Here is a 26203-nt window from a genome sequence, read left to right on the forward strand (position 1 = left end):
GACTCTGTAATTATTGCTAATTCGGTTGCGCTAGCTGGACATGTATATATAGAATCGCGCGCTAGGCTCAGTGGAGTACTAGGTGTGCATCAATTTGTACATATTGGCAGACACGCGATGGTTGGCGGAATGGCGCGTATCGATAGAGACGCACCACCATATATGACTATCGAAGGAAACCCAGCTAGAGTTCGAGCAATTAATTTAATTGGACTTAAACGCGCGGGTTTTATTCCTGAAGAGTTACAAAATCTCAAAAAAGCCTTCCGCATTTTATATCGCTCGCAGTTATCCTTCAAAGATGCTTTAGACGAAATTGAAATGCTTGGTGATACCGAACATTTGTTACATCTACGTCGTTTCCTGCTACTCTCACAAATGCCTGGAAGACGCGGTTTAATACCTGGTAAAGGCAAAGCTGCAAACATAAGTGATGAATAGGAAGTTAGGAGTTAGGAGTTAGGAGTTAGGAGTTAGGAATTGAGAGTTGAGAAGAATAAATCAATATTTTTGTATCAACTATAAGCTTTTAACTTGATCTTTTTCTAAACTACTATATCAACTTCGTTAAATTCCTAACTGATAACTCCACGCTTCCTAACTTCTAACTCCTAATTCGTTTTGGTGCGTGACGCCACCTGATGATAGCTTCGTTTAACAATTGTCAAGCGCGTCACGCACCCTACCTCCTAACTTAATTTAAATGCGAATATTTATAAGCACTGGTGATGTATCTGGAGACTTACAAGGTTCCTTACTTGTTCGTGCGTTATTACATCAAGCATCTTTATCTGGTTTACAATTAGACATTGTGGCATTGGGTGGAGACAAAATGCAGCATGAAGGCGCCACTATAATCGGTAATACGAAAAAAATTTCTTCGTTTGGTTTGTTAGAAGCTTTACCTTACGTTCTGCCCACACTCAAAATTCAACGTCAAGCAATTGCATACCTAAAGCAAAATCCACCTGATTTGGTAGTACTTATTGACTATATGGGACCAAATCTGGTAATAGGTAATTATGTAAAGCGCCATTTGCCAAATGTCAAAGTTGTATATTACATTGCACCCCAAGTTTGGGTTTCTACTTTAACAGCTAAAGATACTAAGCGAATTATAGATGTTTGTGACAAGCTATTAGCGATTTTTCCCGCTGAAGCAAAGTATTTTCAAGAGCGCGCGGCAAATGTTAGTTGGGTAGGACATCCATTGGTAGATAGAGTCAAAGAATTTCCTTCTCGACAAACCGCGCGCGCTAATTTACAGATAGCGGATAATGTTACTGCGGTTGCACTGCTTCCAGCATCACGTTCCCAAGAGTTGAAGTATGTGTTACCTGTAATGTTTCAAGCTGCTCAAGCTTTACAGGAGAAGTTAGAGCAAGTGCATTTTTGGATTCCGCTTTCTTTGGATATATACAAAGATAAAATCGAAAAAGCGGTACAAGAATATGGACTAAAAGCAACAATAGTATCAGGTCAACAACAAGAAGTACTTGCTGCGGCGGACTTAGCGATTACTAAATCCGGTACAGTAAATTTAGAATTGGGACTTTTGAACGTACCGCAAGTAGTACTGTATCGTCTCAGTCCTTTTACTTATTGGGTTGCAATAAAAGTGTTGAAAGTAACTTTTGATTACGCTTCACCTGTTAACTTGGTGGCAATGGATGAAATAATACCAGAATTTATTCAGGAGCGCGCGACAAAAGAAAACCTTGTACAAGCAGCAATGGAACTATTATTAAATCCCGAACGCAAAAAGCTTATGCAAAAAGATTATCAAGAAATGCGCGCGCGCCTAGGAGAACCAGGAGTATGTGACAAAGCAGCTAAAGAAATTTTAGGATTATTGTAAGTAATCTAAGTAATATAATAACTTATTAAGCATTTTTGTTTACCCAAAATTTAAAAATTAAGTATTAATATTGATAAAAAAGCATATTTTTATTTCGTATGGTTGTATTATTTTATATCTAAGATTATATATTTCTTACAAGCGGTTAGAATTATAAAAAATTGGGGACACTGAGTCCCCCTAATGTTTTAGATATCAGGCAACGCTTCCCAAGATATTACCATGCCTTTTCCAGATTTTGGTTCACTAAGTTGGGTTGCCATTTTTTACCCCACGCTTCGGTTGATTTATCTTTATTGTAATTTTAGATGAAATACTCGGTAACAGATTTGTTTCACTCTCGTCTTATAAAAATGTGAACCGTGGTTCACATTTTGTTAATGATAATCATAATCAAAGTCAGTTGGAGTAATATAGCATTTTTCAAACAAGTGAGGTACAAATTGATTTAGCACAGCTCTTGTGGAACGGGCATCCCTGCCCGTCCCGCCTGTGCTTTATTTAAATGGGAACCGCTATATAGTAGGTGCCTATAGGTTGATACTACTTTAGTATTATGTAGTACAATAGCAAGCCTGTAAAAATTAATGATTGAATTTTACAGACAATTTATTACCAGCCAAAAAATGAGAGCAGAAGCTTTACGTCTAGCTCAGAGCGCACTCTTACCGGAGATGATGCCACTTTCAAGCATCCTTATTATTGGGCATTTTTTGTTTTAGTCGGAAATTGACAGTAATAATGTACTCTCGGAGAGATGCTGCATACTTCAAATTTGTTTAGCTATTAAACTATAGGAATAGATTATTTTTATTTCTAGCTAACTTTTGATAGAAGCTAGCGCAAATAGCTACAAGTATATTATTCTAGATTCAAGCGTATGTAAAATCCGTTTGATATAATTATACAGACTTGATTTTATAGGCTTGTAAATACAAATAAAATAGTATAAGCAGCAAGACAGAATGAATCTAAAGCACGACTTTGATTACTTTGAAGGAAGCTCTTTGTCAGAATTATACGCCCAAGATGTACAAGACGCATCTTACGCATTTATTTTAAATTATCCTACCACTGCGGGCTGGGCTGCTTACCCGAACAAAAGTAAATATTTAATTCAAGATGGTAGTGATGAATATAATAAAATTTCTTATGATAAACTATTTCAAAAAGAAGCCTGGAAAAATCTCGCGGTCTTAGGTGATATCATTTCGGGTATTATGGTGAGTCCACCACCGAAATTATTATTTGATTATTGGCACCAGCATTTTGGTTTTAATTATAATAACATTCACGTGATTCCGCAATCACTTTATTTTGATTTTCTGAATCAAAACAAGCACTTCGATAAATTTATTTCTTTATTCCCTTTCGATGCTTTACAAACAGACAAACACGCTGTTGCACCTGATATTCATTATCATTTACTAAGTAAAGTGAGCTTGTCAAAACTGGGAGTGCAGTGTCCAAAATACAAAACTTATAATCTTGAAGAAGTAAATATAGAAGATATTCAGTTGCCAGAATATCCATATTTAATTAAAGTATCTCACGGACTCTCAGGAGAAGGTACTTACATTATCAAGGGTGAGAATGATTTAAAGTACTGCTATGGAGAACTGAGAAAGTATCGCGCGAGTCAGTTGGTATCCACAATTGTTGTCTCAGAATTTGTGAATCATATAATTCATAATTACTGTGTACAATTTTATCTTAGTAAGACTGGAAATATAACATTAATTGGTACAACAAGCCAACTCGTTACAGAAGAAGGAAGTTATTTAGGGGGAATAATCAACTATCGTCAAACTGATATGAGCAGATTCTTTACCATGATTGATGCGATAGGTCAATATGCTCATAAACTAGGTTATTTTGGCGCCATTGGATTTGATGTTTTGGAAAACCGTGATGGGGAAATGTTTGTCATTGATGCAAATTTTCGAGTAAATGGTTCCACTCCATTGTGTTTACAGCGTCATGCATTACTAAAACTTGGAAAAGAAGTTGCTAAGTATTCGAGTGATTATCGCATTGCTGGAACTTTAGAATCAAATTTTGAAACATTGAAACCTGAACTTGAGAGCAGCGACTTTATAATACTGTCAGCGCAGGAAATTAACAAGGGAAGTGAGTATACTGATATCTATGGAATTATAGCAGGGAATACGCTTCAGGAAATACAGTCTATTGAGAATAAATTGCAAAGTAAGGGTTTACTGATTGTTTAATATTAGTCACTGCACAGGCTTTCCGACCTGTGCTACAATTCATCGTAATTGATAGTTTTTTCTGTGTTAAGCACATGGCAATGCCTTTTTCGTAATATGCTGCTTCGTTGATGAAGATGGGGTAAACCGTGGATGTTCCTTCATAAAAAATTTCTTGCCCGTCAAATGTTATAAATACTGGGTCGCCTGGATTTAAAGGGTGATAATCTTTAAACTGACGTTGAGGATGAATCATCGCTTCAATTTCACCCCCCGCGTTTCTGGGATAATCGATGGCACCAGTATAATTATAGACATTTAGTATATTTGGAATTTCAGGAAGTTTATCTTGGTTGTATGCTTCAAAATAGTCTAAAGCAGCAAGTACAAGTTGTTCTGTTTTCTCAAATAATTCTGCATATAACACTCCTTGTGGAACAGCACCAACTTCGATAGCAAACCCTAATTCGCTAAGAGAGTCAAGATATACACCGTTTTGAGATTTGGGTGAACAGCAAACCTTTACACCATCACTAATACAACTCAAGTAAGCAGATAGCCTGAGTAAAAAAGGATGCTCACTACTTAGTAGTATACTCAAACCCATGTTCGAGGTTGTAGTGTGTAAATCAATAATTACATCAACAGGTAAACCTTGCGGAGATAATAAAATTTGTTGAATTTCCTTCGCGCGCGTATCCTCATAACTAGCAAGTGTAGCAGAACGCAAATCAGCAGGACTAAAACATCGATTTAAATCTTTATCGATATATCGTCTACATTCTTTGATTGCTTTGGGATTACCAAATAGAACCTGAGATGAAAAACTAGGTCTAGTTATTAAATCTTGATTATTAGTAAATTTTTTGGCTAAGTAGACTCCGGTTAATTCATTACCGTGCGTACCACCAACAATTGCAACAGTGTTGATTTTATTCATGATAACACTCTGTGTGAATAACGTTTGCTTTATACCTGCTTGATATCTGCTGGTTAGTAGCTCAATCAATTTTTTTGTTGTAATACAAATCTATATCCAAACAACTCATGATAGTTGTATTCAGCGTTAAAGATTTCCAACGCACACGTTCATTTGTCGGGAATCTGACACCCGGTATATATACTAAAGCGGGAGGTTTTCACTCTCGTGTGTTATTTTGGTAGAATTTACGGCGTCTATGTCTATACAGGTAATAAATAAAGATTGATGTTGAAATTAATTTTATCGCGCGCGGGTTTAATGACTGTTTGCTGTTTAATGGTAGCCTGCACGCAAGCACAGGATAATCAAGCAACGAGTACTCCAACAGAAGCGGCAACTGCTACAAACGTAACTGCTACTCCTACACCTACAGTTACTGCCACGACAACAGTAACTGCTACACCGAAAACGACTTCAACCCCCGACACTAAAAAAGGTGGCGAAAAGGTAGTTACTACTGCTTCAGGATTAAAATATGTAGACCTAAAACCAGGTACTGGCGCCACACCAAAAAAAGGTCAGACTATCAGCGTTCATTACACTGGTACTTTAGAAAAAGGCACTAAGTTCGATAGTTCGCGCGATAGGGGTCAACCTATTGAGTTTACGCTTGGTGCTGGGCAAGTAATCAAGGGTTGGGACGAAGGTTTAAGTACTATGAAAGTTGGTGGGCGCCGCAAGTTAATTATTCCACCCAACTTGGGTTATGGTGCCGAGGGTGCAGGTGGCGGTGTTATTCCTCCGAATGCTACTTTGATTTTTGATGTTGAGTTAGTGGGAGTTAAGTAGTGAAGATTTCCTGAAGATTTCATATTCCCGACTTCTTAAAGAAGTCGGTAATGTTTTTAATTTCGATGACTTTACCTTTTAACTGTTGACCATACCAAGGCGTATTTGCGGAAAGTGTATGTAAATTTGTTTGCTTGACTGTCCAAGTTTCTTGAGGGTCAAATAGCACTATTTCACAAGGTTGGTTCGGCGCCATTGTACTAGGTTTTTGCTGGATACATTGTGCTGGACTAGTACTAAGCGCACGCCACAATTGTAAAGCTGTAAGTTCACCTGTTTCTACTAAATTTTGCCATAACAGCGGTAATGCTAATTCATAACCTATCGCTCCTGGTGGTGCATCAGCGAAAGCAACGGTTTTCTCTTCATATGTATAAGCTGTATGGTCAATTGCAATTGCGTCGATGATTCCTTGCTGCACACCTTTTCGTAATGCCATCATATCACTGGGATTACCTAATGGTGCTTCCAGATGTAAACTCGGATTATAACTTTTTAGTGCAAGAGTATCAAGTAGTAAGTGCATCCAAGTTGTACTTGCAGTTATTGGTAAATTCTGTGATTTTGCCCAAGCGATTAATTCTACACCGCGCGCCGTAGATACCCGCATAATATGAACTGGTGTGGATGTAGCGGCAACTAATTCTATCAATGCGGCAATTGCTGATGTTTCGGCACTTTTTGGTATAAAAGGTAATCCAAATCTTACTGCATTGGTGCCTTCACGCATAACGCCATTTCCTCTTAGTTGAGTATTACAAGCCCAAAAAGCGGCTGGTTTGCCTAAAGGTTGTAAGTATTCAAGAACACGTCGAATCATTCCTAAATTATCTAAAGGTTTACCATCTGCAAAACCCACTATTCCTACTGCTGCTAAGTCTGTGAATTCGGTTATATGTTGTCCTGCGATATTTTGAGTAATTGCACCCCAAATGTTTAAATGAGGAATTGGGAACGGGTGACTAGGAATAGAAGTAGCTATTTTTTGCAGTTGTACAACTAAAGCAGGACTATCAATTGCTGGGGTTGTGTCGGGTAAAATGCAAACGCGCGTAAAACCACCATGTGCTGCTGCTTGTAACAGTGTACTTAAAGTTTCGCGTTCCTCAAATCCTGGTTCACCAGAATGGCTGTACAAATCTACTAACCCCGTTCCTAAAACTAATCCCCGACAGTCACGAATTTCTGTATTGGATGGTAAATCAGATTGTAATTGGGAAGTGCTAGCTGCAATTTCTATAAATTTACCATCGTTAATTAGCACGTCTGCTAATTGGTCGGTTTCGGAAACTGGGTCGATAACTCTTACTTGTTGTAGTAGTTCAGCCATAAGAAATAGAGTTGGGAGGTAGGGTGCGTAACGCTATAAAAATCATAAAATGAAACTAATGAACTAGTGGCGTTACGCACCTTACGAAGCTTCTAATTCCTAATTCTTAATTCCTAATTCGTAAGGTGCGTGACGCTATTAGATGCTAGCTTCGTGCGCGAAATTATTGTAGCGTCACGCACCCTACCTCCGCGCCTTATAAAGCTCCTGCGGCAGTTTTATCGAGTACACCTCCACCTAGATGGGTGGTAATATTCATCGCTTGTAAAACTGGAAGACCGTTTAAACCAGAGGGATAATCAATAACGCTGACGGCGCCATTGCCTTGACGAAAATTCCAGAAGTTTTCCGATGATAATCCTAGGATATGACAAAGCAGGGTCTTATTTGTCGCATCATGAGCAATGATTAAACCAATCTGTTGCTGTTTATCTAGCGCACTTTGTATAATTGATTGCCATGCAGCAGTACTACGCTCACAAACTTGCTGTAAATTTTCGCCTTCCGGCATTTGGACTTCAGCAGGAACTGTACGCCATCTAGACAACTCTCCAGGGTATTCTTGCTCGATTTCTTGCTCAAATTTTCCTTCCCAAAGTCCGTGGCTAATTTCACGTAAATCACTGTTAAATTTTAACTCTACATTCTCGTGAGAATTTAAAATAATTTCGGCTGTTTCTTTGGGACGTGCCATTGGACTTGATACGGCAAAATCTATACCTACATCTTTTAAAAATTCACCTGCTTTCTGCGCTTGCAACCTCCCATTATCATTGAGGGGAACATCAATATTACCTTGAAATCTACCCTGACGGTTCCACTCAGTTTCTCCGTGACGCACAAGCAACAACCGTACACCTTGATGTCCCGGACGTATTGATGGGATAATCTCACCCATATGCTGCGTTTGATTCATGGACTCAAGTTGGACACTTTCTCCCAAACCACCGGAGAAATTTAAAACGCTAATTCCACAATTTGATTGTTGAAGCGAGTGATACCGTGCTGGAGAAATTGACAACGCAGTACTAATCAACGCACGGTTGATACCGTTGTGTCCCACAATCAATATAGTCTTGCCACGATGGCGCCCTAAAATTTCTTTCCAAAATTCTTTTGCTTGTTCGTACAAAGACAAAATTGGAAAATGTTCGCACGTTCCATTATTAGCAGTCGGAACTAGCATCATAAACTTATCGGGCGCCGAGTGCCAAGTTTCATATTCTTCTGGAAACTTTTCCTTAACCTCAGTTGTTGTCATTCCTACCCATAAAGGTAAGTCAACCTCTACTAAATTATCGTTGGTTTGAGGAACTGCTGATTGACCAGAATCGCTACAAATAATATCTGCCGTCAGCTTCGCACGCTGTAATGGGCTTGAATAAATAGCGTCAAATGATATATTATTAAGAGTCTTACCTACTTTGCTTGCATCATCACGACCTTTTTGTGTTAGCTGCGACGCATCGGAACGTCCTTGAATGCGTTTCTCAGTGTTGTACGTACTTTGACCGTGGCGCACGATGATGACACGAGTCATCTGATAACCCTCCTCTATCTAAAGGTATAATTCTACCACCCGGATATTATTATGATGCGGCACCCGCTCAATTGTAAAACATTGTAAACTTTTCCTTTTTAAAACTTTAAATACTGCATAACTTAGTCATTTTATTCTCTACTAGTCTTTATGACTGCGCTAATTTTAGATTTGTGCAGACCATTAAGTATGTACTAGGAGCAAATAATATGTCAGAACACAATAGATACTCAACCAATGGATATAGAAGAGACTTTCACCGTTTGAACGACCTGAACCTATCTAGTTTTTGGTGGCACAGTGGCGCCGAATGGAGTTCTATAATCAAAGACGAAATTATCAACGATACAAACGAATCAGAAAAATTACACGCGAATACACATAAACCAGTTGTATATAGCGTTTTTGCAATCTTCATACTGTTAGGCGCCGCAATAGCAACACGCACTGGTCAAATTTCTCACACAGCAGAATCAGCACAAAATCATTCAGTTAAACAACAAATAATATTTAGTCAGAAGTAATTCTCTAATATTGAAGACGCGATACAATAACATGAATGAACATTACATAAATGCATCGCGTCTTTGAACCTAAGCAAAGTTAAAACAAAATTAAGTTGTATGAAAATATACTACGCTACTTTTGCTTTGGTCTGTCCAAACTAGTTAAATCAACTTGGACTTGCACTCCATCATTACCACCAAGTGATTGTTGTGCAGGTTGTAAGTAAACGGGAGTATCTGGAAGCGTCAGTGTTTGGTTGAACTGAATTGGATTAGCAGTACTATTTTGAGTTTGGCGCCCAGTAGCATTTCCAGAGTTGATAATGCCAAAAAAGCTGGCAAAATCGTCTTGTGCGCTTCTATTGTCGATTCCAACTAAAGAAGTTCCAGATAAAGAGGAAGCTTCTCCTCTAGAGTTGCTTGATGATTGTGCAGTCGCAGGTATTCCAAAGCAGACAACAGCCAAGATTCCCAAGGCGCCACAGGTTACAGCTTTCATTGTTTTGACCCAGATTCAAATGCTATTTGATATCTATTATACTAACCATCCTAGTTTTGGCGAGTAAAAAACTTAGGTAGGAAATTAGTGTCAACCGCAGGAAGGATTCTAGTATTTTTTGTCTAGAAATTTTAATTTTTGATATAAACAACTGCTGAAGTGGTAAGTTTACTCCTAAGCTGAGGGCTGTACGTAGTTGGGTATTTTCACATCCATATTGATCACACATTGATCACACATCAATTTTTTAACCAATTTACTTGTATGCATGTTCGTCATCAGTTCGTGTGTTATCGCATTTAAAACTATTGATATAAGAGATATTCCACACGATTTTTTTTTACAGCGTGCGAACTGTAAATCATTAGTTAATTAGATTGATATTTTAAAGTAAAGTTTGATATGAATTATGTAAATTAACCTGATTTATAGATTTTCTAAAAACTATTTTAAAAGCTTATTCAAGCCAAAGTAACATATGTATGACAAATAGATATCATAAACAAATACTCGTTTAAATAAATTTACCATAGTTTACAATTTATGACACGTATATACCTAGTGAAACATGGCTGACATTGTTGATATCGCTGTTGGTGCGGGTTCATTCTCAACCCTTGTTACAGCAGTCCAAGCTGCGGGGTTAGTAGAAACACTTAAAAGTCCCGGTCCATTTACTGTGTTTGCACCTAATGATGATGCCTTTGCCAAGTTACCACCGGGCACCATCACCACGTTAGTACAAAATATTCCTCAGTTAACACGGATTCTCAAGTATCACGTTGTACCTGGGAAGTTAACGAAGGCAGACCTTGCAAAACTTGGAACCGTTACTTCTGTAGAAGGTTCAACAATCAATGTAAATTGTGATGATGGCTTTGAAGTCAAGAATGCAACTGTATTAGCCGCAGATATCGATGCTGATAATGGTGTAATTCATGTTATCGATACAGTCATCCTCATGGGTTAATTAAGAATTATGTAGAGGAGGGTAGTAATACTCTCCTCACTATGTTGATTACGTTATAAAATGTGGAAGGCGCAATCGATTGTGTCTAAAGCATGTAAATTTAAATTAACTCGCGTAATCTTAAAGAAATTTTAATTATTATTTGTTTTTATTTACATTGCTTTTTCAATAGAACAGCCAAAACTTGTAGTAAGTTGAGACTATCACAAGAATAATGCTTGATTTAAATACGTTAGCTGATTTTTCTCGCACGAACTGCGTATCAATTTGCGCGTTTCTTGTACCGGCAAATTTGATTGCAACATCATTGACGATGATTCTAGTTTACTTGCATCGTCATCGTCCCTCACAACAGGTATGGCAAGCATCTGGAATTGCAGGCTTTTTTGCTGTGGTTATGATGTTACACGTGTATACCTGGTTTCAAGTTGGTATTGTCATGACAGAGACCTATGTCTTGCTATCGCTAGGTATTAGCTGTTTGTTAACTAATATCACGTTAGTTTATATACATTCCCGTATGGCGAAAGTTTTGGGTAATGAGTGTTGACTTTGGTACTTGTAGTAAGGACTTTATTCCTAAATCTAAGCTCTGAAGTGCTTACTACGACTCAACTTATCGTAATTATTGATCTATCGTATTACAGCAAGATTACATAAAACTATAAATGTGAACCGTGGTTCACAAATTTAGAAAATCTCTATCGGGTTATAGTTTAAATGTATTTACCATCCAAAAGGAATATTTTTATACAAAGATTATGTAGTTTGAGGTAACATTTCAAGACTAGTTAAGTTTCGTGCTTCTCTCTCTACAACAATAGTAAAGAGAAAAGCTAGCGAAACAGGGTCTGGTAAACATTAGGTGAAATGGTATTACTTTGTGCCCCTGGTTAAAATACCAGGGGTTTTCATATTGACCTAAATGACCTTATTCTCTCTGTGGAACAGGAGCAGGTTGAACGGGAGTAGGTTGAACGGGAGTAGTTTCAAAAGTACGGTTAAACTGGTTAGGTTGACTTTGGGTTGGTGTAGGTGTTTGTACAGGAGTAGTATTTCCTGATGTGAATGAAGGTAGAAGTCCACCGAGTCTGTCACTAGCATCAATACAAGTGTCCATTGCTTGAATTGCTGAAAAATCGATTTCGCGACGTATCCCAACAACACAAGATGCGAATCTAACTGGTAATAAACTGCGGTTGCAGTAGTTGAAAACAGATGGGTCAAAAGCTTCTTTCTTGCTTGAGCTGATACCAACAACGCAAGTCGCTAAATCTTCTGGACGACGCGCGGTGCGGCAAGAAGGAAGTATATCAGCAGCAGCAACTTGGGTTTGTCGTTGAATGCGAGTAACACAGTTAGAAAAGTCTCTAGGACGCAACACTTCAGCACAAGCTTGGGAAGCATTTTCAGGGGTAATACCCAGTCTCAAAAGTCTTCCTGCACAAGCACGGTAGTCAGTCCCAAAATTGCCTGATTGAATTTGTGCCATTGCAGGCAACGTTAGCGTCATCGAAAACCATCCAGTAATTGCAATCAAGCTAGCAACACTGTTGGTACATTTGCCTTTATTTAATCTAAGCATTTCAATAAATCTCCTTTCACCCAATTTATGCTACCGCATATGAAGGCTAGGCAGTAGTTTAACAGGGTTTTCTTTGCTTTTCCCTATCCCGTATTTCCAATTTGCATCTATAATTAAATGTCTGAGTAAAATTTAAACAGGATTACAGTCAAAGATCATGTCCCGATACAGAGGACCCCGTTTAAGAGTCACCCGTCGCTTGGGTGAACTACCTGGATTAAGTCGTAAAAGTGCCCGTCGTGCTTATCCACCCGGACAGCACGGTCAGAACCGCAAGAAGCGTTCTGAGTACGCTGTTCGTTTGGAAGAAAAGCAAAAGCTTCGTTTTAACTATGGTGTCACCGAGAAACAGTTACTGCGTTACGTTCGTAAAGCAAGACGTGTAACTGGTTCAACCGGACAAGTGTTGCTGCAATTGCTCGAAATGCGCTTGGATAATACAATTTTCCGTTTAGGTATGGCGCCTACCATTCCTGCCGCTCGACAATTAGTGAATCACGGTCATGTATTAATTAATGGACGTGAGGTTAACATTGCCAGTTACCAGTGCCGTCCCGGTGAGGTTATTAGTGTCCGTAATAATGACCGCTCGAAAAAACTTGTGGAAGCTAATTTGCAATACCCAGGTTTGGCAAACCTCCCCAGCCATTTGGAGTTTGATAAAAACAAACTCGAAGGCAAGGTTAACGCTGTTGTTGAGCGTGAATGGGTCGCATTACAAATTAATGAACTGCTCGTCGTTGAGTACTACTCACGTCAAGCCTAAAAATAGTGCTGAGTGGAAAGTGCTGAGTGCTGAGTAGTAATATTATACCCTACTCATCACTCAGAACTCAGCACTCATCACTTCTTACCCTCCTATTTGCGACATGGTGCGGCTGTAATTACCTGTCGCAGTTCCGGAATCACGTTGTTTAAAGTTTATTTCAGATTTTACCGTCAATAATTCTTTTAGCTGCTCCCGCAATTTGGTAATGCTGATACCGCTGCGGAGAGCAGTTTTTAAATCGATTTGACCCGTTTCGTTTAGTAAACAAGGACGTAACCAACCGTCAGCGGAAAGTCTAAGTCGGTTACATTTATCGCAAAAGCATTCTGACATTTGGCTAATAAATCCTAACGTACCTTTGGCGCCAGGTATTTGAAAGACATCCGCAGGACCATTACCACGGACTTGACTTTCGGTTAGTCCAAAAGCTTTGCGGATTTTTTGACGTAATTCAAGAGAAGCTACCCAACCTTTATCTCCAAATAAATCACCATTACCAACTGGCATAAATTCAATAAATCTTACATGCCATTGTTTATCGATAGTTAACGCAGCTAAATCTAAAACTTCATGGTCATTGACACCGGGTATCACTACCACATTTAACTTCAACGGGTCAAACCCTACATTATACGCAGCTTGAATACCTTCCCATACATTACGCCACTTCGAGCGTCCGCGATTACCAATAATGTAATTAAATGTATCTTCTTCAAGGGAGTCCAAGCTAATATTAACCCTTCTTAAACCAGCATTGTAGAGGTCTTGAGCTAATGGCGCCAGTAAAAAACCATTGGTAGTCATCGATAAATCTTGCGTCTCTGGGAATGAGGCAATTTTCTCTACAAGTTCAACTACGCGCGGACGCAATAACGGTTCTCCACCTGTTAAGCGAAAGCGAGTAAACCCAACAGGAATAAAAACTTCTTGAATCAGAGTCAATAATTCTTCATTCGTCAATAAATTTTGCTTTAGTATATAATCTAACTCCGCTCCCTCCGGCATACAGTACTGACACCGGAAATTGCAACGGTCAACCAAACTAATTCGCAGATAATCTACTTGATTCATCTTTAATTTCTTGCCTATACTGGTTTTCAATACACAGTGTACTTATTTTGTCAAGATATTAAACACTTGTTTTTGGAGTGACTATACTATCTTTCTTTTAAGTTAACCTGGAATTATCTAAAATTTTTCTTCAAAAAAGCGTATATAGTGCAAATCAACGTTTTAGTAAGCAAAAATACTCAAAATCAAAATTGATTCCTTTTTGATTATTTTTTCCCACAGGCTATTGATAAGCTTGAATGCACAGTAAAGACGCTCCGGTTCCGGAGCGTCTTTACTGAGAGAATTTGCTATTACCTTTTGTTCAAAGATTCTTGAATAGTGGATATTTTGACGGCAAGGTTGGTAATATCTTGTCCTGTACGAAGATTTTTAGCTTCAGCGTTATTTAAAGCGATAATATAAGGATCGCCGTTTATTACACCAATAATGGCGCCACCGCTTGAACCACCAGCTGTGGAACAATCATGTAATAGAAAACCAGAATCTTCCTTAACAATACTGCACCCAGATTCATAAGATGCCGTCCAACCTTTACCAGCACTAAAGTATTTTTTATATTTTTCAGTTGGGAAATCTCCTGAGTAACCAACAAAAAAGAAAGCTTTGCTATTTTGAGTCAGTGTTTGAGTAGGTATAGATTTTAATCCTAAATAACCGTATTTACGACCTAATGGCTGATTGATTTTCATTATTGCCCAGTCGTTAGGTGTTATACCACTGCCGTCTTTAAAATCTGTACCATAAATAACTTGTTCAACTTCTGCTACATCTTGATATCTTTTATCAATAACATTAGGCATAAATAAAATTTGCTTGCTCAATTCACCCGTTTCTGGGTCAATTACACAATGAGCGTTAGTCAAAACTAAATTATCAGCAATTAAACTACCTGTACAATGATAGCTTTTTGCATCCGCAGTAGTTCCTTGAACTCTACCGATTGCTGACCAAGGGTATTTTCTACTTAACATTGGAATGCGATTATCAATACCAGTAGGAATACCTCTAGTACCACCTTCATTCGGTTTTGCCGAACGTCCTAAATTTTGAGGTATAAAAGGTTTGCCGTCAGTTTCCAATTTAATATTATTTGCTTGTTTTGAATTAATAAACTGTGGTGTAATACTTTGTTTAGTTTGTGCTTGTACTGATATTGCTGTTACCACACTTATAATTCCAGTTAAAAACAGCGCGGTATATTTCTTACTAGTTATCATCCTCTGCTCCAAAATTACACTAAGTTTGTAACAACGCGAAAAACTAAAAAAACCAGATTTTGTATTACGAATTTAGGCAATAATCAACACGAAATACATGTTAAGTGTATATTATTGCACCATCGTCAAGATGATTAGAGAAAATTTGTGATTATTTTGCTTTTTCCCCATCAAGCCCTTAATACCCGACACTAAGACATATTTCTGGTGCCGGATTACTTATGCATACTAATTTGAAACCAAGCAAAGCTAATCTAAATTTAAAGGAAATAAATGACCCTACGAAATAAAAAATGAACCAAGAAATCTCTGCTTTGATAAACTGCCAACAAATATTGATTGAGTTGCAACGCTCTTTGGGTGATAACATGGCACGCATGACACTTATTGAGTAGCAAATAGCAGAACAGCTAGCTTCAACGAATGCAGCAGTAGAAAGACTTGATCGAATCATAGATTATCTAATGCGACGCGATGGGGAGCGAGGACAATAAATTTAGCTTATTGCCATTCACCTTGTACAGTAAAACCAGCCCAATAATAAGGACTTCTCCATTCAGGGTTTTGCCATAGTTTCTTTTGAGCCGCGCGCAGAGCATTTGCAGGTGTTTTTTTCTGCTGCAACATCTCCTTATAAAATTCCTGCATCAATACTGATGTTCCTGCGTCATTAACATTCCATAGTGATAGAACAAGGCGCCTGCCACCAGCATACATTAACCCGCGCGTTAATCCCACCAAACCTTCACCGTTAACATCTTTACCAAGTCCAGTTTCACAAGCGCTCAAAACTATTAACTCTGCCGGATAGTCTAAATTGAATAAATATCCTAAGCGTAAGTAACCAGCTATTGGTTCGCCTTTTTGATCAACTAAAGAAAGTACAATTCCTGATAACTCTGGATTTTCATAATTTACAAAGCCGTGTGTAGCAAAATGTATGATGCGGAATTGATTTATCATACTGCTGGTTGCTGAGGAATAGTTCGCATCAAAACCAATTGCCTGCATACTATCGGATGCTGAAACCAGACCTAATATTCCTTGTGCTTCTGTAACTGTACCTTGAAGTCTATCAAAACCGGAACGCTTTAAGCTTTTGGCAGAATTTTGAAGGTCAGAACTTTGCAGTGCTAGTTCGGGACCTAATTGATTATTCTCTGGTTTTCCTGTAACTCGTTCGTCAGTTAGATTATATACAGGGTCGGCAAAAATAGCTAATGCTTTCGGCGCCAGTTTTCTTTTTGAGAGTTTTTCACGTTGAATAGCAAGCGTTGATGCTGAAGGTAAACTAATGATTTCATGGTTAAGCATCAATGGTTGATAATTGCCAATTTGGCTAGGGTCAGGTAATGCAGCAAAGGGAACATCTTGTAATGCACCATCTCCAACAATTACTAACCGCTTTCCTGACAATTTATCAGTAACAGGCGCCAGTATCATCTTACTAAATTCGTTTGATGCTTTAATCACTTCTGGTGGCAGATTGCTATCTGGTATTAGTACGCCGCTTCTAAATTTACTCGATAAAGTTTCGATTTGTTGGCGCCCAGGTAATACATAACTGGAGAGTGAATTTTGAGTTACTGCCCACAAATAACTGCGTTCTTCACCCAAGGAGTATTCGAGCAGAACAGTATCTTTATCAAGTTGTCTTTGAATTTGTGGTAGTTCAAGAATATCTCTCCCTAACTTCGGCTTCAAGACTTTTTCACGGTCTGGATTTTGCGCGCGGATTTGAGTGTTAACTTCCTCTTGCTCTTTAATAATATTAGTTATTTCTTTGTTAGTCGCTGCAATAAGTTCTACTGGTTGTTGTGGCTGGTTTAAATATTGTGATAATCTTTTTTCTGCTTCATCACGTTTAGCAACTAAACGCTCCTCAGCTTCCATAAGTTTAGGGTCAATACCTTTACACAAATTTGCCTTAGCTTGCTTTAATAGTTCAACTAAACCGCGCGCGTGCGAACGTTCTGATGTATAGAGCGCTAAAGCGTCATAACCTTGTTTAGGATTTTTTTTATGTAAATCCATCAACAAATCTATGTAAAATTTGTAATATTGATGCACTGAGGCAAAGTAAGCGCTTTGCTCATCTGTATTAGTATATGAATTCCTTAAATCTTCGATTAACGTGATAGCGTTTTGAATACTTTGGCTTGATTTATCTAAACTACCTTGACTGCGTTCTAACGAAGCAATATAACCAAAAATAGTAACTTGTCCATTTTTATCGTTGACCGCACGACGTAATTCTAGTGCTTGATTATAATTTTCAAGAGCTTCTTTGTTCTTTCCTAAATTTGAATATATTTGTCCCAATGCTACTAGAGCATTACTTTGTCCTGCTTTATCTCCTAATTGCTTCCATAATTGCAATGCTGTCTCGTATTCTTTTATTGCTTTTGCCTGTGATGAAGTTGAATTCAGCTTAGAAAGTAATAATCCATTTTTCAATGCTTTTTGTGCAGCTATATAATTCGGGTCTTGCTGCCTTGTTGCTATTTTCTGTTCTATTGCTGGCAAAGTAGATGTATTTTTTACTCGTATAGAACTCAACAAAAGTACGATGCCTACTAATAATATTAAACTATACAGACCCCATTTTGGGCGTAGATGTTCAAGTTGACGTACTAAAGACTGGCGACTTATGTTAATTTTCATAAATTTTCGGTTTCGGATAATTTAAATACTGGTAAATATTGTTTCTTATCTCACGTACTCACGTACTTACTACTTTTATCTTCAAATCTATAAACATTCGCCCTTTTTGTAAACGCGAATACAAATCGTTGCTCATAAGGTTGATATTACATTAGAGTATCTGTAAATATACATATTTCCAGAACTCAGATACTTATGCATTTTTCCAGGCGCCGATACAGTTAACGCGCGGTTGATTCCCGACGCGAGCGTTCATTTGTCGGGAATCTGACCACCCATAACGTTTTGAAGCATGTTTCTTATTTTTTCATTCCTGGTAATTTCCATTCTTGCAAAACTCTCGCAACAGTCTCGCGCGTAGCTTCGGCGCCGAAACCCCATGCGAGTAGTGAAAAATAATCGATAACTCCTTTGACGCCAAAAGTGCTGTTTGCTAAATATAGTTGTGTAAAACCTGCATTTCCGAGTAGAAAAATAGCTATTACGTAACTTAAGGAATTGAAAATAAACAAGCGATTACGAGAGAGTCTTTCTCGTTTATTAGTATTTGAATCAATTTGGTCTGGGAAAATATCGGGAACAGGTTCAAGTAAATCAGGATAAGTTGGATTATTGATTGCTCTAGATACATTTCCTAAAAAAGTTTTACTTGGTGGTGACTTGCTCTTTAAATTTCGGATGTCTTCTATAAGGTGTTCTGTTTTACTTCTAATATCATCTTGCCATTTATGATATGATTCTATATCTGTGGGAGAAAGGTTATATAAAAGTCTTTGCAGCGTCAATGCTTCTTGTTTCCAATATTTTTCTTCATCTCCTGGGTCATATGGTATTTGGTTAGTTAACTCACGAAATTCATCTAATTGAGTTTTAGCTAAGAGGTAATTATTGAGTTGTATTTGCACTTCTTGTAGCGCTTTACTTACTTGTCCGGGACTATCTTGTGATGGTCTACCTTTATGTATACTATCAAGCTGCCAAGTTACCTGTTCTAAATAAGGAATTTTGCTATCAGGGTTTTCTTCCTCTACACGTTTGCGTAATTTAGACTCATAACCTAATAAACTTAACCAACCTTGCTTACTTTGATGCCATTTATCCCAAAGGTCTTGCGCTTTATTTACAGCTTCTTGTGCCACACTAGAGCTTTTGTTCTCTAATGCAATTTCTACCGCTTCTAAATAAGATTCAGCTTTTTTATAAAAAGAATCATCTTGTTTAAATTCTTCATCTCCACGTATTTTACTGCGAAGCCGGGTAACTTGAATCACAACTTCATCGCGCGCCATCCATTCGCTACGATACATCGAGATAATGATTCCTAAACCCACACCGAGCAGAAGTACTAACAGCGGCATTAGCCAGTAGTCTCTAATTTTGAGACTGATAGGGATAACCAGCTCGCTATCAGAAGTAATTACTAGTAAATTGCCATTATATTCTCCGCTTTCCACATCTCTCAAATCAAACTCAATTGGAGTTAATAACGGTTGGTTAGGTAAACTATTAATACTTGAACCTGCTAAGTTAACTTTGATCGCATTTGCAGGAAATACCTGTGTACCATTAGAACTAGGTAAATCCAGGCTCAAAATTCTAACATCTTTGACAACTTGATTTGACCGCAAGTACAAATTACGTTCAACCTTTGGGCAAAAAAACCTACCTAACCAACATTTTTGCTCCGCTACAGATATATTCGTGGGTGTAGAAATTATTTTCGGTTCTGCCTTGACAATAATTGGCGCCAGTAAACTTGATGCAGAAACCAGCATTCCAACAGCTAGCTTTTTATAAAAATTCATATGTATTAGTTTAAAGAAGACGTATCATTCACGCACATGTACAACGTAATAATACTCAATTTTTCTGAAATTGCTAGTGGGCACCCTGGCAACGGATGGAACGGATGGAACGGATGTAACGGATATATTGTGCGTTGGGTGGAGCGCGAGTGCGTAACCCAACATAGAAGGCTTAAGCCAAGCAATCAAGGTAGCATAGGCATTCGGCGCCTGTGCAATATCCGTTACATCCGTTGCAAGCTAACTTCATCTACATAAATTTATTTAAAGAAATAAAAAAGTATATTTGTAGGTTGTCTAGTTAGTACAATAATCCTAAATACAAATCTACCAAGGATTATAATAAAACTTACGATACAGGGTAACACTTGAGGAGGTTTATCAAGAGTGGGAAGAAAAAACCAGGCGCCGAGGACTCGAACAAGGACTCGAACAAAGACTTGAGCAAGGACTCGAACGAGGGCAAAATCTTTTAATTCAAAATATGCTTAAAGCTCGTTTTGGCGAACTTGACCCGGAGCTAGCTAGTATTATTTCATTAGACAATTGATAACTCTAAACGTTATTATTCCAATGAGACTATACGTCAGGCTATAGACGAAGTTATTAGTGAGAAGTTAGAGGTAAAACCAAAATGACACAAATTATTCAAGCAAAAGATGTTGATTTACGATGGTTAATTGATACATTTGGTCTTCAGCTTGTTGAAGATGACGATTTTTTTAGAGAATGGCAAGATGATTTACCAGAAATTACGGATATTGAAAAGCAATATTTAGATAAAATTAAAGCTGGTTTCGTTAATCTTCTTAATTATCCTCCTCTATTAGAAGACGTTGTGCGAATGGCTGTACTTGACCCACTTTTGTTTCTTGCAGAACTATATTTACAACCGTTTTATGTGAGGTCGGAAGAGTCTATTGATATTATTACAGAAGATGAAGGTGTAATTATCAAAGGAAAAATAGATGTTTTAGTATTGAAAGATCAATTTTGGTTAATGGTTATTGAGTCGAAGAGAGCTTCTTATTCAATTGAAGCAGGTTTAGCTCAAATTCTTGCTTACATGCTAGGTAGTCCTAATTCAGAAAAGCCTTGTTATGGGATGATTACTACAGGTGGAACTTTTGTGTTTATTAAGCTGGTAAAGGCAGAAACTCCTCAGTATGCGCTTAGTAATGTTTTTGAAGTACGCAATCGAGGTAATGCTTTATATGATGTCATGAAGATATTGAAGCATATTTGTAATGCTATATAGTTTTCAGCGTATTGCTGTGTCTGTAGGCGCCATTATTAATGCGTAGGGTAGAATTTTGTTATATGTTGGGTTACGCAAAGCCTTCACCCAACCTACGTTCTAGTTTTACAAAATAGTCAAATAAGTTTCTGTCGGAGTTATTGGTAAAACTTTCAACTTTTGATTTTTAAGGTCTAATTCTAAACCTAGCGCTTCAAGTGGAATTACACTTAAAAGCGCATCTTTTCCTCCAGGCAGTTCCAAGCACTCAAAAGTTTCTTCTCTACCACATAGAGAGATTTTAGCATCCTGAAATATTCGAGCTTTTCCATGTTAAAATATACTGTAAAAATCATATATTTTATATTTAATAAAATTTAGATTATTTGTAAAAGTTTAAAGTAATGGGACAGGCAGGGATGCCTGTTCCACAAGATAAAAAATGTTGGTATTATAGTAACTCTTTGACGATGCTTTCCCAACGTTGCGTGACTATATTAACGACAGTCTCAAAATCTTCTTCTACGATTTGTGAGTGCTTTTTGCGAAGAAACCATTTCCATTTGCTGCGGCTTTTACTATTATGCCACCACTCAGGCGCCGCTAAAATTGAGTACACTTCTTGTAATGGTGTGTTGCGACTGCTAAAGGCAATTTTTATTGCTTCTGCTAGTTCTGGTTGCGATAAGTTTAAATATTTGGCATATAGCATTAAGTCGTATAACGTCTTTGGATGCCAACGTTTTGCACCTAGTTCTACTAACCCGTGCAGTTTCCAACCTACCATTGTTTCCGCGCGCGCTGTTTGTATTGGTATTGCTTCTCCTATTAATGCTGGATATTTTATATATGTAGCAGGTGGCGCCAGTGGGTCACCAAATCCTATATCGATTTGAATGTTACGCTGATAATGTCCAATAGTAGCATCGATGTTGATACGGGCGCCTGGTGATTCTGTTTCCATCCAAATACCTTCGGTGTGTAAAGTATTTAAATGGAATTTCACACCATCACTACAATCTACAGAAAGAATATCTTGAAATTTTGCTGCTGTCTGTTCAATATTAAATGTGTACAAACTTAGAAAATCAACATCTACTGCTGTTCTATATTCAGAAGGTATCCATAGTCGCGTTAACATTCCACCTCGCAGTACTAACTCATCTATATATATAGAGTAAGATACTCGTCGCAATACACTTTCGAGTATATGATATGTTAGTACTTCGTCGAAAGGACGATTTGTTGCTTCGGAAATTTTAACTAATTGCTCTACATTATTCATTTTACTTACCTGCACACGTAATTGATCCCCCCAACCCGCCTTGATAAGCTCAAATAAGCCTCTTAAAGTCCCCCTTATTAAGCTGGCTGAATTTAGGGGGATTTTCTTTTAGAAGCAGCAAACCACCCAGCATCAAGATTGATGTTGCTATCAAAGACGCTATATTCCTGTTGCGGTTGAGAGAGTTTTAGGTTTTTTGCTCTTAATTCAGCAAGCAAAGTATTAAAACGCAACCGAGCAGTATGTAAACCTACACCATACATTCGCATGGTGATAAATCTCTGTTGTTGCCCGTGTTGCTGATATTTAAATGCGTTCGCTGATAAATGCGCGTCGTGATGAAGGCATAATTGCGCTAGCATCTCAATATCTGATGGCGCCAATGTTGCTTTGGCGTGAAACTCAAAGTAATTCGTTGTAGGCAATACCTGCGCTTGTTTATCTGATGCTGGTACATCTCGGTTATTTACCATCGCTTCTATTTTGACGCGCGCGACCGCAAAACCAGCTTTATCAAATTCACGCGCGAGACTATAAGCTTCCTGCTTGATACTAATTAATGTACCGCGATGATATGATGCCGTCATTAATTGCTTTGCGACAACACCAGATGGTAATTCTATAAGTACGCTTTTTACTCCCAAAGTTTCACATAAGCTGCAAAACTTATCCTGTGCAACTTCTGATGTCGTATCTACGGTTACGTGTACTTCAAACGTTCCTGTGTATCTAGGTTGTTTTACCTAATAAAATGGCTGCTTTAATGCAAGATGGCGCCGTATCCATGTTTTGACTTTCATATATTTTTGCTCCTTGATTAATTGTGTTACAATTGTAGTATAAGTTTAGGTCTATGGCAAGTCCTAGCAGCCAATACCGAGCTACAATACACGGTAAATAACAAATCATAAAGGTATGTTTAAAGTTCCGCTTCAATAACTGTCACTATAGCAAGTGAGATTGCCGACATTGTAACGTGGGCATCCTTGCCCGCCTGGATAATTGAACGGGCTTTCTATGCCCATTCCACAAGAGTTTTTTACACAAGATGGTTTTTTTTGATAATTGCTAGAATTATTCTTACTATGTAATAGGAGCTACTACCATTCCTTATTAATTATGGAGTGAGTGTGGGGAATGAAATTTATAGTATTGCTAAACAATCGATATCAAATTATACGCGCGTTAGGAAAGGGTGGGTTTGGGGAAACCTTCCTAGCTGAGGATACTTATTTGCCTTCGCGTCGTATTTGTGTAGTTAAGCGACTTCAACCAGTTACGAATAATCCGAAAGCTTATGATATTATACAACAACGATTCAATCGAGAAGCTGCTATTTTAGAACAGTTGGGTGAACGTAACGAGCAAATACCCAAGCTGTATGCTTATTTTGCTGAGGGAGAATATTTTTACCTTGTTCAGGAATGGGTTGAGGGTTTAACTTTAAGTCAAAAGTTACAATATCAGCATCAAGGTGTGTTGAGTGAGAGCTTTGTTACTCAGTTGCTCGTAAGTTTACTACCAGTATTAGATTATATTCATAAGCACGGTATTATTCACCGAGATATTAAACCCAGTAATATTATCTGGCGCCAGAAAGATAACAAACCTGTTTTAATTGATTTTGGTATTGCCAAGGAAGTAATGAATACTTCGTTGAATGATGAGGGTGAACCTCGTAGTATCGTTGTAGGAACTCAAGGTTTTATGCCACCTGAACAAGCTGCTGGTCAACCTGTATATTCTAGCGATATTTATAGCTTAGGGATGACGGCAATTCATCTACTTACTGGTAAACACCCTTATGACACGCAGTATTCATCTAATACTAAGGAGATTTGGTATAAAGATACTGATATTAGTCATCATTTAGCGACAGTTTTAACTAAAGCTACTCATCCATATCCCAGTGAGCGTTATCCAAATGTAAAAGCAATGTTAGCAGACTTGCAACCTCAAGATTGGGTGGCGCCATCTGTTGATAAAATAGTTGATGTAGCGGATATTGAAACAACTCCACTTTCGGGATATAACTCAAAAAGTCCAGTAGAGGTAATTTCATACAGTAGGGAAGAATACCGTCATCGCCAAATATTACTCAATAAAGTCAAAAACTACTGGATAAAGGGTGTTTTAGAAACTTCTCTACATGGAGTAGTATTAATTGAGCTACAACTTGAAAATCGTTTCGATGCTTTAGACCGTCCTTGGGGTATGCTATGGGAAACTCCTGAACTTGCAAGACAACCTTTAGCAAGTAATACTAAAATATTGAATTTGTTTCAAGAAATGGGTGCTGGGTGTTCACTTTTAATTTTAGGTGAACCTGGCGCCGGGAAAACAATTACACTTTTAGAATTAGCGCGCGATTTAATAGCACAAGCTGAATATAATATAAATCACCCAATACCAGTAGTTTTTAACCTTTCAGCTTGGGCAAATGAAAAGGTAACAATTGCTCAATGGTTAGTACAAGAACTGAATACTAAATATCAAGTTTCTAAGGAAATTGGTAGAGCTTGGATTCAAAATCAACAGTTATTATTACTTTTGGATGGTTTGGACGAAGTTGGCGCCGAACTTCGAGACGCTTGTGTGACTGCTATTAATAAATTTAGTCAAGAATATGGCGAAACTCAAATAGCTGTTTGCAGTCGCATCAAAGATTATGAAGTTTTACCCCATCACTTGCGCTTTCAAGGTGCAGTCTTTATACAACCCCTGACTTTAGAGCAAATAAACCAATATTTGCATAATGCTGGTTTACCCCTCCAGGCATTATATAAAACTCTGCAAGCCGATACAATAATGCAGGAATTAGCAAAGTCTCCCTTGATGCTAAGTATTATGACTTTAGCTTATCAAGATTTGTCGGTTACAGACTTGCCAGAAATGAACTTGGAAGAACGGCGCCAGCATTTATTTGATAAGTATATTCAAAGAATGTTTTCTCGTAGAAGCATCAGTAATCAATATTCACAAAAACAAGCAACACATTGGCTAATTTGGCTGGCAATAAAACTCAAAAAACAGTCACAAACAGTATTTTTTATTGAAAGAATGCAACCGAATTGGTTAGATAAATGGCAACCTCTTTACATAAGCGGTCTTGTACTCGTTTTTCTACTTATCACTACACCTGTAGGAATGCTGATTTTACCATTTCATAGAGTAATACCAGTACTCATCTTTACAAAACTGTTTTTTTGGAAAATTTTTGGCTTTGGCAAAATTCATCCTGCTGAAAATCTAAATTGGTCTTGGAAAAACGTTAAAAAACATCTAGCTGTAGGATTAATTTTCGGACTAATTTTTGGTATGATGTTAAAACTAACTGCTGAAATAATAGGTACACCACCTCACTTACAAGGCTTGATTACATATATTACACAAATTTCTTTTGATAAATGGTTACAAGGAGCAGTATTTGGATTAAGTTTAGGAACTATTTTTATATTGACTCGCGGTTTAACAAGTCCCAGTATCCAAACACTAACATATCCGAATCAAGGAATTTGGCAGTCCGCAAAAAATGCAGTTATTTTTGGTTTAATTGGATTAGTACTACTGGGTTTTACTAGTATAGCGTTATTGCAAGTACGAAGTGTTATTTGGGGCGCCTTTGGATTATTGTTTGGAGTTGCAGCAGGAGGTGGTGAAGCTTGCATCAAACACTTTATATTACGCTGTATTTTATATTTTAACGGTAATATTCCTTGGAATTACGCACGTTTCCTCGACTATGCTACAGAACGTATATTTTTACAGAAAGTAGGTGGTGGATACATTTTTGTGCATCGCTCGCTTTTAGAACATTTTGCCCAAATGACAAAATAACCTGGAGCAAATTTGTCTTCTGCCGTAAGCAAGAGGACAGAGCTAC

General features: G+C 37.8%; 21 protein-coding genes and 1 pseudogene. 10 read left to right on the plus strand and 12 right to left on the minus strand.

The annotated features are described in order from the left end of the window. The 3 genes and pseudogenes from AC2JBO_RS07395 to AC2JBO_RS07405 form a co-directional block, all read left to right on the plus strand. Positions 1 to 441: pseudogene (locus AC2JBO_RS07395) on the plus strand (acyl-ACP--UDP-N-acetylglucosamine O-acyltransferase); the annotation flags it as partial. 262 nt (positions 442 to 703) lie between these two features. Further along, a complete protein-coding gene (gene lpxB / locus AC2JBO_RS07400; protein WP_496952987.1) occupies positions 704 to 1858 on the plus strand; it encodes a lipid-A-disaccharide synthase in 1155 nt (384 codons plus the stop codon). A gap of 965 nt (positions 1859 to 2823) precedes the next feature. Continuing rightward, positions 2824 to 4089 carry an ATP-grasp domain-containing protein gene (locus AC2JBO_RS07405; RefSeq protein ID WP_496952988.1) on the plus strand — a complete coding sequence of 422 codons (1266 nt, stop codon included), beginning with the start codon at positions 2824 to 2826 and terminating at the stop codon, positions 4087 to 4089. Here the strand turns inward: AC2JBO_RS07405 and AC2JBO_RS07410 are convergent. Then, positions 4046 to 5008, minus strand: coding sequence for an aspartoacylase (locus tag AC2JBO_RS07410; protein WP_496952989.1), 963 nt, complete (start codon positions 5006 to 5008; stop codon positions 4046 to 4048). The two genes, AC2JBO_RS07405 and AC2JBO_RS07410, sit on opposite strands and share 44 nt — an antisense overlap. A 267-nt stretch (positions 5009 to 5275) precedes the next feature. Here AC2JBO_RS07410 and AC2JBO_RS07415 point away from each other — a divergent pair, with 267 nt between their 5' ends. Further along, complete coding sequence (locus AC2JBO_RS07415) at positions 5276 to 5839, plus strand: FKBP-type peptidyl-prolyl cis-trans isomerase (RefSeq protein ID WP_496952990.1); 564 nt, start codon at positions 5276 to 5278, stop codon at positions 5837 to 5839. A 19-nt stretch (positions 5840 to 5858) separates the two neighbouring features. Here AC2JBO_RS07415 and AC2JBO_RS07420 read toward each other — a convergent pair whose 3' ends face one another. Together AC2JBO_RS07420 and AC2JBO_RS07425 are read right to left on the minus strand one after the other, a co-directional pair. Next, entirely contained in the window at positions 5859 to 7169 is a 1311-nt protein-coding gene (locus tag AC2JBO_RS07420) for a dihydroorotase (RefSeq protein WP_496952991.1), read from the minus strand. A 196-nt stretch (positions 7170 to 7365) separates the two neighbouring features. Beyond that, complete coding sequence (locus tag AC2JBO_RS07425; RefSeq protein ID WP_496952992.1) at positions 7366 to 8709, minus strand: histidine phosphatase family protein; 1344 nt, start codon at positions 8707 to 8709, stop codon at positions 7366 to 7368. A gap of 209 nt (positions 8710 to 8918) precedes the next feature. On the opposite strand from AC2JBO_RS07425, the gene AC2JBO_RS07430 reads away from it, so the two are divergent. Further along, on the plus strand, positions 8919 to 9233 hold the full coding sequence (locus tag AC2JBO_RS07430; protein ID WP_496952993.1) for a hypothetical protein: 315 nt from the start codon (positions 8919 to 8921) through the stop codon (positions 9231 to 9233). Positions 9234 to 9348: 115 nt separating this feature from the next. Here AC2JBO_RS07430 and AC2JBO_RS07435 read toward each other — a convergent pair whose 3' ends face one another. After that, positions 9349 to 9714 carry a hypothetical protein gene (locus tag AC2JBO_RS07435; RefSeq protein ID WP_496952994.1) on the minus strand — a complete coding sequence of 122 codons (366 nt, stop codon included), beginning with the start codon at positions 9712 to 9714 and terminating at the stop codon, positions 9349 to 9351. Positions 9715 to 10282: 568 nt separating this feature from the next. On the opposite strand from AC2JBO_RS07435, the gene AC2JBO_RS07440 reads away from it, so the two are divergent. Continuing rightward, on the plus strand, positions 10283 to 10684 hold the full coding sequence (locus tag AC2JBO_RS07440; RefSeq protein WP_496952995.1) for a fasciclin domain-containing protein: 402 nt from the start codon (positions 10283 to 10285) through the stop codon (positions 10682 to 10684). 214 nt (positions 10685 to 10898) lie between these two features. Continuing rightward, positions 10899 to 11234, plus strand: a complete 336-nt coding sequence (locus tag AC2JBO_RS07445; RefSeq protein ID WP_496952996.1) for a hypothetical protein — start codon at positions 10899 to 10901, stop codon at positions 11232 to 11234. Between the two features lie 381 nt (positions 11235 to 11615). On the opposite strand, the gene AC2JBO_RS07450 is transcribed toward AC2JBO_RS07445, so the two are convergent. Beyond that, positions 11616 to 12269: a hypothetical protein gene (locus AC2JBO_RS07450; protein ID WP_496952997.1), complete on the minus strand. Its 654-nt coding sequence runs from the start codon at positions 12267 to 12269 to the stop codon at positions 11616 to 11618. 157 nt (positions 12270 to 12426) lie between these two features. On the opposite strand from AC2JBO_RS07450, the gene rpsD reads away from it, so the two are divergent. Continuing rightward, on the plus strand, positions 12427 to 13035 hold the full coding sequence (rpsD, locus tag AC2JBO_RS07455; RefSeq protein WP_127080772.1) for a 30S ribosomal protein S4: 609 nt from the start codon (positions 12427 to 12429) through the stop codon (positions 13033 to 13035). Positions 13036 to 13119: 84 nt separating this feature from the next. On the opposite strand, the gene moaA is transcribed toward rpsD, so the two are convergent. From moaA to AC2JBO_RS07475, 4 genes are all read right to left on the minus strand, one after another. After that, positions 13120 to 14109: a GTP 3',8-cyclase MoaA gene (gene moaA / locus AC2JBO_RS07460; protein ID WP_496952998.1), complete on the minus strand. Its 990-nt coding sequence runs from the start codon at positions 14107 to 14109 to the stop codon at positions 13120 to 13122. Between the two features lie 293 nt (positions 14110 to 14402). Beyond that, entirely contained in the window at positions 14403 to 15329 is a 927-nt protein-coding gene (locus AC2JBO_RS07465; RefSeq protein WP_496952999.1) for a trypsin-like serine peptidase, read from the minus strand. A 501-nt stretch (positions 15330 to 15830) separates the two neighbouring features. Then, positions 15831 to 17993: a CHAT domain-containing protein gene (locus tag AC2JBO_RS07470; protein ID WP_496953000.1), complete on the minus strand. Its 2163-nt coding sequence runs from the start codon at positions 17991 to 17993 to the stop codon at positions 15831 to 15833. A 299-nt stretch (positions 17994 to 18292) separates the two neighbouring features. Then, positions 18293 to 19798 (minus strand): hypothetical protein, encoded by a 1506-nt coding sequence (locus AC2JBO_RS07475; RefSeq protein ID WP_496953001.1) that lies wholly within the window; start codon positions 19796 to 19798, stop codon positions 18293 to 18295. 634 nt (positions 19799 to 20432) lie between these two features. On the opposite strand from AC2JBO_RS07475, the gene AC2JBO_RS07480 reads away from it, so the two are divergent. Beyond that, positions 20433 to 21056 (plus strand): restriction endonuclease subunit R, encoded by a 624-nt coding sequence (locus AC2JBO_RS07480; RefSeq protein ID WP_496953002.1) that lies wholly within the window; start codon positions 20433 to 20435, stop codon positions 21054 to 21056. A 105-nt stretch (positions 21057 to 21161) separates the two neighbouring features. Here the strand turns inward: AC2JBO_RS07480 and AC2JBO_RS07485 are convergent, their stop codons facing one another. From AC2JBO_RS07485 to AC2JBO_RS07495, 3 genes are all read right to left on the minus strand, one after another. After that, positions 21162 to 21299 carry a hypothetical protein gene (locus tag AC2JBO_RS07485; protein ID WP_496953003.1) on the minus strand — a complete coding sequence of 46 codons (138 nt, stop codon included), beginning with the start codon at positions 21297 to 21299 and terminating at the stop codon, positions 21162 to 21164. A gap of 187 nt (positions 21300 to 21486) precedes the next feature. Further along, positions 21487 to 22320, minus strand: a complete 834-nt coding sequence (locus tag AC2JBO_RS07490; RefSeq protein WP_496953004.1) for a nucleotidyl transferase AbiEii/AbiGii toxin family protein — start codon at positions 22318 to 22320, stop codon at positions 21487 to 21489. A 92-nt stretch (positions 22321 to 22412) separates the two neighbouring features. After that, a complete protein-coding gene (locus tag AC2JBO_RS07495) occupies positions 22413 to 22964 on the minus strand; it encodes a hypothetical protein (protein WP_496953005.1) in 552 nt (183 codons plus the stop codon). A 493-nt stretch (positions 22965 to 23457) separates the two neighbouring features. Here AC2JBO_RS07495 and AC2JBO_RS07500 point away from each other — a divergent pair, with 493 nt between their 5' ends. Then, on the plus strand, positions 23458 to 26157 hold the full coding sequence (locus tag AC2JBO_RS07500; protein ID WP_496953006.1) for a protein kinase domain-containing protein: 2700 nt from the start codon (positions 23458 to 23460) through the stop codon (positions 26155 to 26157). The last annotated feature ends 46 nt before the right edge of the window (positions 26158 to 26203 follow it).

The sequence above is a fragment of the Calothrix sp. CBUCES-K 9914 genome, assembly GCF_059640475.1.

Excerpts from the sequence above, each read along its gene's own strand:
- AC2JBO_RS07435 (WP_496952994.1), bottom strand. The coding sequence starts at position 9,714 with ATGAAAGCTGTAACCTGTGGCGCCTTGGGAATCTTGGCTGTTGTCTGC.
- AC2JBO_RS07410 (WP_496952989.1), bottom strand. The coding sequence starts at position 5,008 with ATGAATAAAATCAACACTGTTGCAATTGTTGGTGGTACGCACGGTAAT.
- AC2JBO_RS07440 (WP_496952995.1), top strand. The coding sequence starts at position 10,283 with ATGGCTGACATTGTTGATATCGCTGTTGGTGCGGGTTCATTCTCAACC.
- AC2JBO_RS07450 (WP_496952997.1), bottom strand. The coding sequence starts at position 12,269 with ATGCTTAGATTAAATAAAGGCAAATGTACCAACAGTGTTGCTAGCTTG.
- AC2JBO_RS07405 (WP_496952988.1), top strand. The coding sequence starts at position 2,824 with ATGAATCTAAAGCACGACTTTGATTACTTTGAAGGAAGCTCTTTGTCA.
- rpsD (WP_127080772.1), top strand. The coding sequence starts at position 12,427 with ATGTCCCGATACAGAGGACCCCGTTTAAGAGTCACCCGTCGCTTGGGT.
- AC2JBO_RS07420 (WP_496952991.1), bottom strand. The coding sequence starts at position 7,169 with ATGGCTGAACTACTACAACAAGTAAGAGTTATCGACCCAGTTTCCGAA.
- AC2JBO_RS07415 (WP_496952990.1), top strand. The coding sequence starts at position 5,276 with ATGTTGAAATTAATTTTATCGCGCGCGGGTTTAATGACTGTTTGCTGT.
- AC2JBO_RS07480 (WP_496953002.1), top strand. The coding sequence starts at position 20,433 with ATGACACAAATTATTCAAGCAAAAGATGTTGATTTACGATGGTTAATT.
- AC2JBO_RS07490 (WP_496953004.1), bottom strand. The coding sequence starts at position 22,320 with ATGAATAATGTAGAGCAATTAGTTAAAATTTCCGAAGCAACAAATCGT.
- AC2JBO_RS07475 (WP_496953001.1), bottom strand. The coding sequence starts at position 19,798 with ATGAATTTTTATAAAAAGCTAGCTGTTGGAATGCTGGTTTCTGCATCA.
- AC2JBO_RS07425 (WP_496952992.1), bottom strand. The coding sequence starts at position 8,709 with ATGACTCGTGTCATCATCGTGCGCCACGGTCAAAGTACGTACAACACT.
- AC2JBO_RS07500 (WP_496953006.1), top strand. The coding sequence starts at position 23,458 with ATGAAATTTATAGTATTGCTAAACAATCGATATCAAATTATACGCGCG.
- AC2JBO_RS07465 (WP_496952999.1), bottom strand. The coding sequence starts at position 15,329 with ATGATAACTAGTAAGAAATATACCGCGCTGTTTTTAACTGGAATTATA.
- moaA (WP_496952998.1), bottom strand. The coding sequence starts at position 14,109 with ATGAATCAAGTAGATTATCTGCGAATTAGTTTGGTTGACCGTTGCAAT.
- AC2JBO_RS07470 (WP_496953000.1), bottom strand. The coding sequence starts at position 17,993 with ATGAAAATTAACATAAGTCGCCAGTCTTTAGTACGTCAACTTGAACAT.
- AC2JBO_RS07430 (WP_496952993.1), top strand. The coding sequence starts at position 8,919 with ATGTCAGAACACAATAGATACTCAACCAATGGATATAGAAGAGACTTT.
- AC2JBO_RS07445 (WP_496952996.1), top strand. The coding sequence starts at position 10,899 with ATGCTTGATTTAAATACGTTAGCTGATTTTTCTCGCACGAACTGCGTA.
- lpxB (WP_496952987.1), top strand. The coding sequence starts at position 704 with ATGCGAATATTTATAAGCACTGGTGATGTATCTGGAGACTTACAAGGT.